13 protein-coding genes are annotated in these 12,509 nt (G+C 71.3%); 6 read left to right on the forward strand and 7 right to left on the reverse strand.

Annotated features, from left to right (window positions below):
- Positions 1-14: 14 nt before the first annotated feature.
- The 4 genes from hpt to AB0E19_RS26715 all read left to right on the forward strand — a co-directional run bounded on the left by hpt (position 15) and on the right by AB0E19_RS26715 (position 4,493).
- The gene (gene hpt, locus AB0E19_RS26700) at positions 15-554 is read left to right on the forward strand and encodes a hypoxanthine phosphoribosyltransferase (RefSeq protein WP_067161225.1); all 540 of its coding nucleotides are present in this window, start codon (positions 15-17) and stop codon (positions 552-554) included.
- 192 nt (positions 555-746) lie between these two features.
- Positions 747-2,759 carry an ATP-dependent zinc metalloprotease FtsH gene (gene ftsH / locus AB0E19_RS26705; RefSeq protein ID WP_360602405.1) on the forward strand — a complete coding sequence of 671 codons (2,013 nt, stop codon included), beginning with the start codon at positions 747-749 and terminating at the stop codon, positions 2,757-2,759.
- 102 nt (positions 2,760-2,861) lie between these two features.
- A complete protein-coding gene (folE, locus tag AB0E19_RS26710) occupies positions 2,862-3,467 on the forward strand; it encodes a GTP cyclohydrolase I FolE (RefSeq protein ID WP_362184724.1) in 606 nt (201 codons plus the stop codon).
- Between the two features lie 36 nt (positions 3,468-3,503).
- Positions 3,504-4,493: a hypothetical protein gene (locus AB0E19_RS26715; protein ID WP_362184725.1), complete on the forward strand. Its 990-nt coding sequence runs from the start codon at positions 3,504-3,506 to the stop codon at positions 4,491-4,493.
- Positions 4,494-4,496: 3 nt separating this feature from the next.
- Here AB0E19_RS26715 and AB0E19_RS26720 read toward each other — a convergent pair whose 3' ends face one another.
- From AB0E19_RS26720 to AB0E19_RS26745, 6 genes are all read right to left on the reverse strand, one after another.
- Complete coding sequence (locus tag AB0E19_RS26720) at positions 4,497-4,976, reverse strand: DUF3180 domain-containing protein (protein ID WP_362184726.1); 480 nt, start codon at positions 4,974-4,976, stop codon at positions 4,497-4,499.
- A gap of 48 nt (positions 4,977-5,024) precedes the next feature.
- Positions 5,025-5,624: a 2-amino-4-hydroxy-6-hydroxymethyldihydropteridine diphosphokinase gene (folK, locus tag AB0E19_RS26725; protein ID WP_362184727.1), complete on the reverse strand. Its 600-nt coding sequence runs from the start codon at positions 5,622-5,624 to the stop codon at positions 5,025-5,027.
- Complete coding sequence (gene folB / locus AB0E19_RS26730) at positions 5,621-5,980, reverse strand: dihydroneopterin aldolase (RefSeq protein ID WP_015034453.1); 360 nt, start codon at positions 5,978-5,980, stop codon at positions 5,621-5,623. Before folB ends, folK begins: the two co-directional genes overlap by 4 nt.
- Before the next feature lie 110 nt (positions 5,981-6,090).
- Positions 6,091-6,576 carry a nuclear transport factor 2 family protein gene (locus tag AB0E19_RS26735; RefSeq protein ID WP_362184728.1) on the reverse strand — a complete coding sequence of 162 codons (486 nt, stop codon included), beginning with the start codon at positions 6,574-6,576 and terminating at the stop codon, positions 6,091-6,093.
- Positions 6,573-7,436 (reverse strand): dihydropteroate synthase, encoded by an 864-nt coding sequence (gene folP / locus AB0E19_RS26740; RefSeq protein WP_362184729.1) that lies wholly within the window; start codon positions 7,434-7,436, stop codon positions 6,573-6,575. Before folP ends, AB0E19_RS26735 begins: the two co-directional genes overlap by 4 nt.
- Before the next feature lie 107 nt (positions 7,437-7,543).
- The gene (locus AB0E19_RS26745) at positions 7,544-9,388 is read right to left on the reverse strand and encodes a phosphatidylglycerol lysyltransferase domain-containing protein (RefSeq protein ID WP_362184730.1); all 1,845 of its coding nucleotides are present in this window, start codon (positions 9,386-9,388) and stop codon (positions 7,544-7,546) included.
- 160 nt (positions 9,389-9,548) lie between these two features.
- Here AB0E19_RS26745 and AB0E19_RS26750 point away from each other — a divergent pair, with 160 nt between their 5' ends.
- On the forward strand, positions 9,549-10,661 hold the full coding sequence (locus tag AB0E19_RS26750; protein ID WP_362184731.1) for an alpha/beta hydrolase-fold protein: 1,113 nt from the start codon (positions 9,549-9,551) through the stop codon (positions 10,659-10,661).
- A gap of 28 nt (positions 10,662-10,689) precedes the next feature.
- On the opposite strand, the gene AB0E19_RS26755 is transcribed toward AB0E19_RS26750, so the two are convergent.
- The gene (locus AB0E19_RS26755) at positions 10,690-11,658 is read right to left on the reverse strand and encodes an ATP-binding cassette domain-containing protein (protein WP_362184732.1); all 969 of its coding nucleotides are present in this window, start codon (positions 11,656-11,658) and stop codon (positions 10,690-10,692) included.
- A 163-nt stretch (positions 11,659-11,821) separates the two neighbouring features.
- On the opposite strand from AB0E19_RS26755, the gene AB0E19_RS26760 reads away from it, so the two are divergent.
- Positions 11,822-12,508 (forward strand): ABC transporter permease, encoded by a 687-nt coding sequence (locus AB0E19_RS26760; protein ID WP_362184733.1) that lies wholly within the window; start codon positions 11,822-11,824, stop codon positions 12,506-12,508.
- Position 12,509: the final 1 nt, after the last annotated feature.

The raw sequence follows: 12,509 nt of genomic DNA on the forward strand, positions 1-12,509 counted from the left end.
TGAACGAGAAGGACATGGGCACCGACCTCCAGTCGGTGCTCATCACCAAGGAAGAGATCGACGCCAAGCTGGCCGAGCTGGCGGCGAAGATCGACGCGGAATACGCGGGCAAGGACCTGCTCATCGTCGGAGTCCTCAAGGGCGCCGTGATGGTGATGGCGGACCTGGCACGCGCCCTGTCCACCCCCGTCACCATGGACTGGATGGCCGTCTCCTCCTACGGCGCCGGCACCCAGTCCTCGGGCGTCGTCCGCATCCTCAAGGACCTCGACACCGACATCAAGGGCAAGCACGTCCTGATCGTCGAGGACATCATCGACTCCGGCCTGACGCTGTCCTGGCTCCTGTCGAACCTCGGCTCGCGCGAGCCGGCCTCCCTGGAGGTCTGCACCCTGCTGCGCAAGCCGGACGCCGCCAAGGTCGCCATCGACGTCAAGTGGATCGGCTTCGACATCCCCAACGAGTTCGTCGTCGGCTACGGCCTCGACTACGCCGAGAAGTACCGGAACCTTCCGTTCGTCGGCACGCTCGCCCCGCACGTCTACGGCGGCTGAGCAACCCCCGCGCAGCGGGGAACCCGCACCGCCTTCCCCCCGTTGAACCACGGGAAGGCGGTCGCGGGCGACGATGCTGAGGTACCGTCCGAAGAACAGCTTTTCCCACACCGTGCTTCTCGCACAGCTTTTCTCATAACAGCGGCATTTACCTACGGGCAGGAGGGACGGGGCGATTCTCGCTCCGTATGGATGGACGTGAAGCGATACTTCCGTGGGCCGGTCATGTGGATCGTGCTGGCCGTCCTCGCCGTGGTCGTGCTGATGCAGGTCGTCGGCTCGTCCGAGGGCTACAAGACGGTGGACACCGGCAAGGTCGTCCAGGCGATCGACAAGAACCAGGTCAAGCAGGCAAAGATCACCACCGGTGACGAGCAGATCGTCAAGATCGAGCTCACCGGCGACACGAAGATCGACGGCAGCAGCAAGGTCCAGGCCAGCTACATCGGCACCCAGGGCGCCGACCTCGCCGACAAGCTGCAGGAGAAGTTCGAGGCCGGACAGATCGAGAAGGGCTACACCGTCTCCCCGACGAAGCAGTCGCCCTTCGTCTCGATCCTGCTCTCGCTCCTCCCCTTCGTCCTCATCGTGGTCGTCTTCCTCTTCCTGATGAACCAGATGCAGGGCGGCGGCTCCCGCGTCATGCAGTTCGGCAAGTCCAAGGCCAAGCTCATCACCAAGGACACGCCCAAGACGACCTTCGCGGACGTCGCCGGCTCGGACGAGGCCGTCGAGGAACTCCACGAGATCAAGGAATTCCTCCAGGAGCCCGCCAAGTTCCAGGCCGTCGGCGCCAAGATCCCCAAGGGCGTCCTGCTCTACGGCCCGCCCGGAACCGGCAAGACGCTCCTCGCGCGCGCCGTCGCCGGCGAGGCCGGGGTGCCCTTCTACTCGATCTCCGGCTCCGACTTCGTCGAGATGTTCGTCGGCGTCGGCGCCAGCCGCGTCCGCGACCTCTTCGAGCAGGCCAAGGCGAACGCCCCGGCCATCGTCTTCGTCGACGAGATCGACGCGGTCGGCCGCCACCGCGGCGCCGGCCTCGGCGGCGGACACGACGAGCGCGAGCAGACCCTCAACCAGCTCCTGGTCGAGATGGACGGCTTCGACGTCAAGGGCGGCGTCATCCTGATCGCCGCCACCAACCGCCCCGACATCCTCGACCCCGCCCTCCTGCGCCCGGGCCGCTTCGACCGGCAGATCGCCGTCGACCGCCCCGACATGCAGGGCCGCCTGGAGATCCTCAAGGTCCACCAGAAGGGCAAGCCGGTCGCGCCGGACGTCGACCTCGGCGCCGTCGCCCGCCGCACCCCCGGCTTCACCGGCGCGGACCTGTCCAACGTCCTCAACGAGGCCGCGCTCCTCACCGCCCGCAGCGACCAGAAGCTGATCGACAACAAGGCTCTGGACGAGGCGATCGACCGCGTGGTCGCGGGCCCGCAGAAGCGGACCCGGATCATGTCGGACAAGGAGAAGAAGATCACCGCGTACCACGAGGGCGGCCACGCCCTGGTCGCGGCGGCCTCCCCGAACGCCGACCCCGTCCACAAGATCACCATCCTGTCCCGCGGCCGCGCCCTGGGCTACACGATGGTCCTCCCGGACGAGGACAAGTACTCCACCACGCGCAACGAGATGCTCGACCAGCTCGCCTACATGCTGGGCGGCCGCGCCGCGGAGGAGCTCGTCTTCCACGACCCGACCACGGGCGCCGCGAACGACATCGAGAAGGCCACGGCCACCGCCCGCGCGATGGTCACCCAGTACGGCATGACCGAGCGGCTCGGCGCCATCAAGTTCGGCGGCGACAACACCGAGCCCTTCCTCGGCCGCGAGATGTCCCACCAGCGCGACTACTCGGAAGAGGTCGCCGCGCTGGTCGACGAAGAGGTCAAGAAGCTCATCGAGACCGCGCACAACGAGGCGTGGGAGATCCTGGTCGAGAACCGCGACGTCCTCGACAACCTGGTCCTGGCCCTCCTGGAGAAGGAGACCCTGGGCAAGGAGGAGATCGCCGAGATCTTCGCCCCGATCGTCAAGCGCCCGGCCCGCCCGGCCTGGACCGGTTCGGCCCGCCGCACCCCGTCCACGCGCCCGCCGGTCCTCTCCCCCAAGGAGCTGGCCCTGACGAACAGCGCGAACGGCACGGCCTCGGTGGACACCACCAAGGGCATCGACATCGCCCCCGAGGACACCCCGGAGCCCTGAGCCCCGGCCCCCCCGGAATGGAAGCCGCGCCCCCACAGGTTCTAGCCTGTGGGGGCGCGGCTTTTTTGCGCGCCATGTCAGACCAGACGGAACGAGGCACAGATGACCGACCCGGTGACGCTGGACGGCGAAGGCACGATCGGCGAGTTCGACGAGAAGCGCGCCGAGAACGCCGTACGAGAGCTCCTCATCGCGGTCGGCGAGGACCCGGACCGCGAGGGTTTGCAGCAAACCCCTGCACGCGTTGCACGTGCATACAGGGAACTCTTGTCGGGGATGCGGCAGGAGCCCGAGGATGTTCTGACCACGACTTTTGACCTCGGTCACGATGAGATGGTCCTCGTGAAGGACATTGAACTAGTTAGCTTCTGTGAACATCACTTGCTCCCGTTCCACGGTGTGGCCCACGTGGGCTACATCCCGGCGGAGAGTGGCAAGATCACGGGACTGTCCAAGCTGGCCCGCCTGGTCGATGTCTACGCCCGCCGCCCGCAGGTGCAGGAACGTCTCACCACGCAGGTGGCGGACTCGCTGATGCGCATCCTTGAGGCGCGCGGGGCGATCGTGGTGATCGAGGCCGAGCACATGTGCATGTCGGTACGAGGCATCCGCAAGCCGGGCGCGAAGACGACGACCTCGGCGGTACGCGGGCAACTTCGCGACGCTACCACCCGCGCCGAGGCCATGTCTCTGATTCTGTCCCGTTAGGGGCGAATAGCCCGCCGTGCTCCCTACTGTCGCGGCATGGGATACGGCCTTGCGAGCAAGATGCTCGTCAATCTGGTCGGAGGCTGCGTTCAGGCGAAGAACGTGGCCTCCGGCGACCTCATGTGGACGCTGGACGGCGATCGGACCGTGCAGACCACTGTCACCGGCGTGACCGCCGCCAAGGCGCGGCACGCCGTCGAGGTGGTCACCGACCATATGACCTTCCTCGCCAGCCCGGACCTGCTGCTGCTCACGCCGGACGGGTGGACGCATGCGGCGGACGCGGCGGGGACGACGGTCGCGTGGACGCCTGCGCGAAAGCTGTGCCGGGAGCGGCCGACGATCAGGCCGGGGTACGACTTCGGCTACTTCGTAGGTGCTACCTGCGCGGACGGCACGGTCGGCAAGAACTACGTCTCCCTCGTGGTGAACGAGGAGGGCTTCGCGAGCCGGTACGCGGCCGCGCTGACGGCGTGCACGGGGTTGCCCGCCCGGCTGGAGGCCGTGACCCGTCCATCGGGCTACCTGAGGCGGGATCTGCCGGGCTTCCGTGTGCGGGTGGTCTCCTCGTTCCTCTCCGACGCCCTGCGCCACTATGCGGGCGGCGACGCCCACCATCTGCGACAGCGTTTTCCGCGCGTGGTCCTACGGGACGCCGAGACCTTCGGGGGCTTCCTCGACGGATACATCGAGGGCGACGGCTGTGCGAAGGGCCGGGCCGGCCGCGTGGTCGTGAGCGCCAATGTTTCCTTCCTGGCAGAGCTGGCGCGGATCATCGGGGCCAGGTTCACCCCCTCGAAGAGGGGGGTGCGCTCAGAGCTCTACGTCTCCGGGCGCTGGCAGTCCCGTGGCACCTTCGCCCCCGAGAACCACCCCCTGGCCCCGCCCGAGTCCACCTGGGTCCAGGTCCACGAGGTCCGCCCCCGTCCCGCGCTCGGCGCGAAGCCCTTCACCTTCTACGGGTACCGGCTCGCCCCGTACCCGACCTTCCTGGTGAACGGGCACCTGGCCCGGGCGTCCTGGTAGGGATCAGGCGGCGGGGGCGTGGCCCTTGTCGTCGTCCTCCGGGAGCTTGCAGACGCGTTCCAGGAAGAGGGCGGCGGCGATGACGCCGAAGCCGGCGACGACCGCGGCGGCGGCGTAGAGGGCCTGGTCGCGGCGGGCGGGGACGTCGAGGGAGCCGAGGAGGAAGACGCCCACGCCGCCGTAGAGGCCGGCGACGAGGGCGGCGACCAGGGCGCTGGCCTGGCCGAAGACGACCGCGCGGGCGGCCATCAGGGGTTCGACGCCCTTGGCGCCGGGGCGGCGCTCGCGCTGGGCCTTGAGGCGGACCCGGATCGAGAGGGCGGTGGCGGTGAGGACCACCGCGATCACGGCCAGGACGATGGGCGCGGCGAGCGGCACGCTGGGGAGCGTGCCGACCGAGTCCCAGAGGCGGGCGCCGCCCCAGGAGAGGATGCCGGCGACCAGGAAGAGTCCGGCGAGCACCTTGAGCCGCAGTTGTTTCACCGGGTGTCCTTCACGTGGTCGCGGGCGGTCTGCCACGTAGCGTAACGATTACTCGGGGAGACGGAGTTCCAGGTCGGGGCGGGGTGTCAGGCCTTCGTGGCCGAGGGCGGCCAGGAGGGCGGCCACGGGGCCGTGGCCGGGGAGCTGCGCCTCGGGGTCCACGTCGTGCCAGGGGGCCAGCACGAAGGCGCGCTGGTGGGCCCGGGGGTGCGGGAGGGTGAGGACGGGGTCGTCGGAGACCACGTCCGCGTAGGTGACGATGTCGACGTCGAGGGTGCGGGCGCCCCAGCGCTCGTCCCGGACGCGGTGGAAGGCCTCCTCGACGGCCTGGGCGCGCTCCAGGAGGGAGGAGGGCGGCAGGGTGGTCCGTACGACGGCGACGGCGTTGAGGTACGAGGGCTGGCTGCCGGGCTCGACGCCCCAGGGCGCGGTCTCGTAGACCGGGGAGACGGCCTTGACGCGGAGGCCGGGGGTGTCGGCGAGGGCGTCGACGGCTCCCTGGAGGTTCTCCAGGCGGTTGCCGAGGTTGGCGCCGAGGGCGACGACGGCCCATCGGGGGTTGGAGAGGGTGGTGTCGGCGGCGTCGACGGTCGCGACGACGGAGGCCGGCACGGGCTGGACGGTGGGGTCGCTCTGGCTCGGTTTCATCGTCGGCTCCGGGTGATCGTGATGGTGACGTCGTCGAAGGGGACGGTGATGGGGGCGTCCGGCTTGTGGACGACCACCTCGACCTCCTGTACGCCCGCGTGGCTGAGGCACTGCTGGGCGATGCGCTCGGCGAGGGTCTCGATCAGGTCCACGGGCTCGCCCTGGACGACGTCGACGACCTCCTCGGCGACGACGCCGTAGTGGACGGTCTTGGTGAGGTCGTCGTCGGCGGCCGCCGGGCGGGTGTCGAGGCCGAGGACCAGGTCCACGATGAAGGTCTGCCCCTCCTCGCGCTCCTTGGGGAAGACGCCGTGGTGACCTCGGGCCTTGAGGCCGCGCAGCGCGACACGATCCACGCGAATCACTCCTGCTGTCGTAGGTAGGGGGCACGCAGCCGGGTGCGGACGGCCGGGTGTCCTCCATCGAATCTACCTGCGGGCCCCGACAGCGCTTGCTGTCGGGGCCGTCAGGCGGAGGGTCCGGTGTCGTCGTCGGGGGCCGCGGGGGGCGTGCCGCTGTCGGCTTCGGCGATGACGGGGGAGGCGTGGTGGGACCAGATCCGCCACCCTTCGGGGGTCCTGCGGTAGGCGTTGGTGGCGACGACGAGCTGGCCGACGAGGGGGCCGAGCTCGGCGCCGTCCTCGGCGGGGCCGCCGCTGAGGATGTTCTCGGTGCAGGTGACGAGGGCGGTGTCGCCGGCGAGGGAGACCCGGACGTCGGTGAGGAAGAACTGGATGTAGTCGGTGTGCGCCATGATCAGCGCGTACGAGCGGAGGACCTCGCCGCGGCCGGTGAGGACGGGCCAGCCGGGGTGGACGCAGGAGATCCCGGTGGCGCCGTCGTCGAGCCAGAGGTCTTCGAGGCGGTCGAAGTCGCCTTCCTCCATCGCGGCGTAGAAGGCGGTGTTGGCGGCTTCGACGGCGGCGAGGTCGGCTTCGCGTCCGGTGGTCACCGGGCTCCTTCGACGGCGCGGGCCACGCGGACGGCGTCGGCGGTGGCGCGGACCTCGTGGACGCGGACGGCCCAGGCGCCCTCGTGGGCGGCGAGGGCGGAGACGGCGGCGGTGGCGGCGTCGCGTTCGCGGGCGGGCGGCGGGGTGGCGCCGGGTCCGCGGGTGAGGACGTGGCCGAGGAAGCGCTTGCGGGAGGCGGCGACGAGGAGGGGGCGGCCGAGGGCGCGCAGCTCGGGGAGGTGGGCGACGAGGGCGAGGTCGTGGGGGGCGAGTTTGGCGAAGCCGAGGCCGGGGTCGAGGACGATCCGCTCGGGGGCGACGCCGCCGTCGACGACGGCCTCCATCCGGGTGCGGAGTTCGGTGACGACCTCGGTGACGACGTCGTCGTAGACGGCGAGGCTGTTCATGTTCTCGCTGAAGCCGCGCCAGTGCATGACGACGAAGGGGACTTCGGCGGCGGCGACGGCGGGGACCATGCCGGGGTCGGCGAGGCCGCCGCTGACGTCGTTGACGAGGGTGGCTCCGGCCTGGACGGCGGCGGTGGCGACGGAGGCCCGCATGGTGTCGACGGAGACGGTGACGCCTTCGGCGGCGAGGCCGCGGACGACGGGGACGACGCGCCGGAGTTCCTCCTCCTCGTCGACGCGGGTGGCGCCGGGGCGGGTGGACTCGCCGCCGACGTCGACGAGGTCGGCGCCCTGGGCGACGAGGTCGAGGCCGTGTTTGACGGCGGTGGTGGTGTCGAACCAGCGGCCGCCGTCGGAGAAGGAGTCCGGGGTCACGTTGACCACGCCCATGACCGCGCAGCGGTCCCACTCGGGGAGGCCGAGGGGAGCGCCCCGGTCGATCGTCGTACTCATACGACCAGCGTAGGGCCCGGCGGGGGCGGGGGCGGTGTCAGGCGGTGTCGATCTCCGGTCTCAGGCGGTGCCGACCTCCGGTTCGGGCGCTGCCGACCCCTCCGGTCTCAGGCGGTGCTGATCTCTTCGTGGCCGGTGCGCTGGGGGACGACGTGGGCGCAGGGGCGGGGGGTCTTCGCGGGGCGGCGGCGGGTGAAGGGGCGGGGGAGGGCGAGGGTGAGGAAGCCCTCGGCCTGCATGGCGGCGAGGCCGATGCGGGGGAGGTCGCGGCCGGCGCGGTAGACGACGAAGCGGGGTTCCCAGCGGGGCTGGAACTTGGCGTTGAACTTGTAGAGGGACTCGATCTGGAACCAGCGGGAGAGGAAGAGGAGGAGGCCGCGCCAGAGGCGGAGGACGGGTCCGGCGCCGATGCGTTCGCCGCGGGCGAGGGCGGAGCGGAACATGGCGAAGTTGAGGGAGACGCGGCGGATGGCGAGGCCGGGGGCGGCCTGGAGGGCGGCGACGATGAGGAGTTCGTTCATGCCGGGGTCGGCGGAGCGGTCGCGGCGCATGAGTTCGAGGGACATGCCGTCGGGGCCCCAGGGCACGAAGTGGATCATGGCTTTGAGGTCGCCGTAGGGGCCGTCGGGCCGGTCGGGGTCGGTGAGGTGGGCGGTCGCTATGACGGCGTCGCCGTCTCCGGGGGCGCCGATGCGGCCGAGGGCCATGGAGAAGCCGCGTTCGGTGTCGGTGCCGCGCCAGGCGGCGGCGGCTTTCCGGACCTGGTCGAGTTCGTCGTCGGAGAGGTCGCGGACCCGGCGTACGCGGGTGGTGTAGCCGCCGCGTTCGATCCGCTTGACCATCTGGCGGACGTTGCGCATGGCGCGGCCGGAGAGGGAGAAGGCGTCGACGTCGATGACGGCCTCGTCGCCGAGTTCGAGGGCGTCGAGTCCGGTCTCGCGGGTCCAGACCTGGCCGCCGGTCTCGGAGCAGCCCATGACGGCGGGGGTCCAGGAGTGGGCGCGGGCCTCGTCCATGAAGCGTTCGATGGCGCCGGGCCAGGCCTCGACGTCGCCGATGGGGTCGCCGCTGGCGAGCATGACGCCGGAGACGACGCGGTAGCAGACGGCGGCCTTGCCGCTGGGGGAGAAGACGACGCCCTTGTCGTGGCGGAGGGCGAAGTGGCCGAGGGAGTCGCGGCCGCCGTGGCGGTCGAGGAGGGCGCGGAGCCGGGTCTCGTCGTCGGCGGTGAGGCGGGCGGCGGGGTGTTCGGGGCGGAGTGCGAGGTAGAGCGTGGTGAGGGCGGTGAGCATGCCGAGGGCGCCGAGGGAGTAGCCGACGGTCCAGTCGACGCCGTGGGTGTAGGCGACGGGGCCTTCGACGCCGACGAGTCCGAGGAGGACGTGTTCGAGGCGGTCGGTGAGGCTGGGGTCGCCGACGACGCGGCGGGGGTGGGCGCTGACGACGACGAGGCCGAGGGCGAGGGAGCCGGCGCCCAGGACGATGAAGTTGGCGAGGGCGCGCCAGCGGCTGCGGGGGTCGGGGAGGGCGGCGAACTGGTCGCGGTGGCGCAGCAGCAGGGCGAGCAGGGTGAGGGAGAGCAGGGAGCCGAGGACGGAGTGGCGCCAGACGAACTGGGCGACGGCGCCGAGCGGCAGGAGGAGGACGACGGCTCGCCAGGCGCGGCGTTTGTGGCGTTTGAGGCCGTGGGCGAGGAGGAGCAGGAGGACGCCGGCGGAGAGCGAGACGGCGGCGGAGAGGGGGCCGAGGGTGCCGGGGAGGACTTCGGCGAGGGCGTGGACGCGGCTGGCGCGGAAGCGGGGGAAGACTCCGGCGGCGATGTCGAGGAGTCCGACGAGGGTGCAGGCCGTGCCGATGAGGGAGGGGACCCGTTCCGGTCGTGGGCCGCGGAGAATTCGGCGGACCCGAACCGGAACCGATGATGTTTTGTCCCCATCTACCGTGACAGACATCGCTTCCTGCGCTTCCCGTGCTTCCGTGGTCGTTTTCGGCCCTGTTCGGGGCGCTCCTTAGGACGGGGCTGCGCGGGGGCGGGTTCATTCGGGCACAGGAAATTCTCAGGAAGTCGTCGGGACGTCCGGGAAGTCGTACTCGGGAAGGTGCGGACGTCTGATGGGTCTCACGAGTGGCGGGGCGCTGGTCACGGCGGTGGCGGTGGCCCTCGCGCTGTTCGCGGTCACGGTGGTGCTGTGGCCGCGGCTGGCACGCCGGGGGTGGCGGCCGGTGTTCGGCAGGGTGGGGCTGCTGTTCGCGACGCAGCTGGCGCTGTTCGCGGCGGTGGGGCTGGCGGCGAACCGCTCCTTCCTCTTCTACGGCTCCTGGGCCGATCTGTTCGGCCAGGAGCAGGAGATGGGGGTGGTCGTCGACCACGGCGCCGCGGCGAAGGACGTCCGGGTGGTGGGGACGCGGGCCGTGGACGTGCCGGGCGGGGCGCGGCCGTCGGTGGGCGGGCAGATCCAGGAGGTGGTGGTGCGGGGCGACCGGTCGGGGATCACCTCGCCGGCCTTCGTCTACCTGCCGCCGGAGTACTTCCAGGAGCGGTACGCGAAGCGGTCGTTCCCGGCGGCGGTGGTGCTGACGGGGTATCCGGGCACGGCGGAGAACCTGATCAAGGGGCTGAAGTACCCCCGGACGGCGTACCTCCAGGCGAAGGAGGGGCGGATGCAGCCGATGGTTTTGGTGATGCTGCGGCCGACGGTGGCGCCGCCGCGGGACACCGAGTGCGTGGACGTGCCGGGCGGCCCGAAGACGGAGACCTTCTTCGCGGAGGATCTGCCGCGGGCGGTCTCGGAGTCGTACCGGGTGGGGTCGAAGCCGCGGAACTGGGGGTTCATGGGGAACTCGACGGGGGGTTACTGCGCGCTGAAGATCGCGCTGCACCACCCGGACCGGTTCGTGGCGGGGGCGGGGTTCTCGGCGTACTACCGGGCGGCGGAGGACGTGACGACCGGTGACCTGTTCCACGGGGACCGGGAGCTGCGGCGCCGGTCGGACCTGCTGTGGAGCCTGGACCACCGGCCGCAGCCGGCGTCGTCGTTCCTGGTGACGACGTCGCGGCAGGGCGAGGGGAACCTGAAGGGGACCCGGGAGTTCGTCCGCAAGGTGAAGAGCCCGGCGCGGGTCTCCTCGATCACGCTGGAGAGCGGCGGGCACAACTTCACCACGTGGAAGCGGGAGATCCCGCCCGGCCTGGTGTGGATGAGCGGGAAGCTGCGGGCGGACTGAGCTCCGCGGAGGGTCCCCGCCGCGCGGCTCAGCCCGCGCGGCGCAGGGCCCGGTGCACTCCGGCGGGGGTGAGGGTGCCGAGCGGCCGTCCGTCGGTGCCGGTGACGGTCAGGTGGCCGGAGTCGTCCTGGAGGAGCAGGGCGAGCGCCTCCTTGAGGGTGCCTCCGAGGGGTACGGATCGGGGCGCGGGTGCCGCGTCCGGTGCGGGTGCGCCGGCGGGCAGCGGGTCGAGGTCCTCGGCGGTGACGGGGGTGACGGCGAGGCGCTTGAGGGCGCGGTCGCCGCCGACGAAGTCGGCCACGTACGGGGTGGCGGGGGAGGCGAGGACGGTGGCCGGGGTGTCGAACTGCTCGATGCGGCCCTGTCCGTAGACGGCCATGCGGTCGCCCATCCGGACGGCCTCCTCGATGTCGTGGGTGACGAGGAGGACGGTCTTGCGGACGGTGGCCTGGAGGGCGAGGAACTCGTTCTGGAGCCGTTCGCGGACGACGGGGTCGACGGCGCCGAAGGGCTCGTCCATGAGGAGGACCGGCGGGTCGGCGGCGAGCGCGCGGGCCACGCCGACGCGCTGGCGCTGTCCGCCGGAGAGCTGCGCGGGGTAGCGGGTGCCGTGGACGGCGGGGTCGAGGCCGACGAGTTCGAGGAGTTCGGCGGCACGCGCGCGTGCGGCGGCCTTCTTCCAGCCGAGGAGGGCGGGGACGGTCGCGGTGTTGTCGAGGACCGTGCGGTGGGGGAAGAGCCCGACCTGCTGGATGACGTAGCCGATCTTGCGGCGGAGGGCTACGGGGTCCACCCCGGCGATGTCGTGGCCGTCGACGAGGACGCGGCCGGCGGTCGGCTCGACCAGCCGGTTCACCATCATCATCGTGGTCGTCTTGCCGCAGCCCGAGGGGCCCACGAGCGTGACGAGCTCACCTTCGGCGACCTCGAAGGAGAGGTCGTCGACCGCGGTGGTGCCGTCCGGATAGCGCTTGGTCACCTGTTCGAACCGGATCATGGGCCCATTGTGTCCCCTCGTCATCCGGCGTGTGTGAAGGAGGTGTTGCGGCGAGGTGGCGGATGGGCGCCACAGGGCCGTGGACCGGCCGTTTCGCGGGTGGGGCGGGTTAGGGTCGTCGTCAGACACACGTTCTAGTGGCGGCGGCCTGGGGGAGGTCCGGATGAGCGCACCGAACTGTCTGGTCGCCAACGACTGGATCTGCGGGGAGTATCTGCGCACCCGCCGCGAGGAGCTGACCGACGCCCTGGTCCAGCACATCGGCCTCACCGCCGCCTCCGTGGCCATCGCGCTGCTCGTCGCCGTGCCGCTGGCCCTCCTGGTCCGGGCCCGCCCGCGCCTGGCCACCCCCGTCCTCGGGCTCACCACCCTGCTCTACACGGTGCCGTCGCTCGCCATGTTCTCGCTGCTGCTGCCCGTCTTCGGGCTCTCCTCCGCGCTCGTCGTCACCGGTCTCGTGCTGTACGCCCTGACGATCCTGGTGCGGAACGCGCTGGCCGGACTCGAAGCCGTGCCGGCCGAGACCCGGGAGGCCGCCCGGGGCCTCGGCTTCGGTCCCTGGCGGCTGCTCTGTCAGGTCGAACTGCCGCTCGCGCTGCCGGTCCTGATGGCCGGCGTCCGGATGGCCACGGTCTCCACCATCGCGCTCACCACCATCGGCTCGGTCGTCGGCCGCGGCGGCCTCGGCAATCTCATCGAGGACGCCCTGCCCACCTTCTTCAAGGCGCAGGTGCTCGCCGCCTCCGTGCTCTGCGTGCTGCTCGCGGTCGCCGCCGACCTCCTGCTCCTGGGCGTCCAGCGGCTGCTCACGCCCTGGTCGAGGGCCCAGGGCGCGCCGGGGGGTGAGTGAG

The sequence above is a fragment of the Streptomyces sp. NPDC047974 genome, from assembly GCF_040653375.1.
GTDB lineage: Bacteria > Actinomycetota > Actinomycetes > Streptomycetales > Streptomycetaceae > Streptomyces.

Excerpts from the sequence above, each read along its gene's own strand:
- AB0E19_RS26755 (WP_362184732.1), bottom strand. The coding sequence starts at position 11,658 with ATGATCCGGTTCGAACAGGTGACCAAGCGCTATCCGGACGGCACCACC.
- AB0E19_RS26715 (WP_362184725.1), top strand. The coding sequence starts at position 3,504 with ATGGGATACGGCCTTGCGAGCAAGATGCTCGTCAATCTGGTCGGAGGC.
- folP (WP_362184729.1), bottom strand. The coding sequence starts at position 7,436 with ATGAGTACGACGATCGACCGGGGCGCTCCCCTCGGCCTCCCCGAGTGG.
- AB0E19_RS26760 (WP_362184733.1), top strand. The coding sequence starts at position 11,822 with ATGAGCGCACCGAACTGTCTGGTCGCCAACGACTGGATCTGCGGGGAG.
- AB0E19_RS26745 (WP_362184730.1), bottom strand. The coding sequence starts at position 9,388 with ATGTCTGTCACGGTAGATGGGGACAAAACATCATCGGTTCCGGTTCGG.
- folE (WP_362184724.1), top strand. The coding sequence starts at position 2,862 with ATGACCGACCCGGTGACGCTGGACGGCGAAGGCACGATCGGCGAGTTC.
- folK (WP_362184727.1), bottom strand. The coding sequence starts at position 5,624 with ATGAAACCGAGCCAGAGCGACCCCACCGTCCAGCCCGTGCCGGCCTCC.
- hpt (WP_067161225.1), top strand. The coding sequence starts at position 15 with ATGGGCACCGACCTCCAGTCGGTGCTCATCACCAAGGAAGAGATCGAC.
- ftsH (WP_360602405.1), top strand. The coding sequence starts at position 747 with ATGGACGTGAAGCGATACTTCCGTGGGCCGGTCATGTGGATCGTGCTG.
- AB0E19_RS26750 (WP_362184731.1), top strand. The coding sequence starts at position 9,549 with ATGGGTCTCACGAGTGGCGGGGCGCTGGTCACGGCGGTGGCGGTGGCC.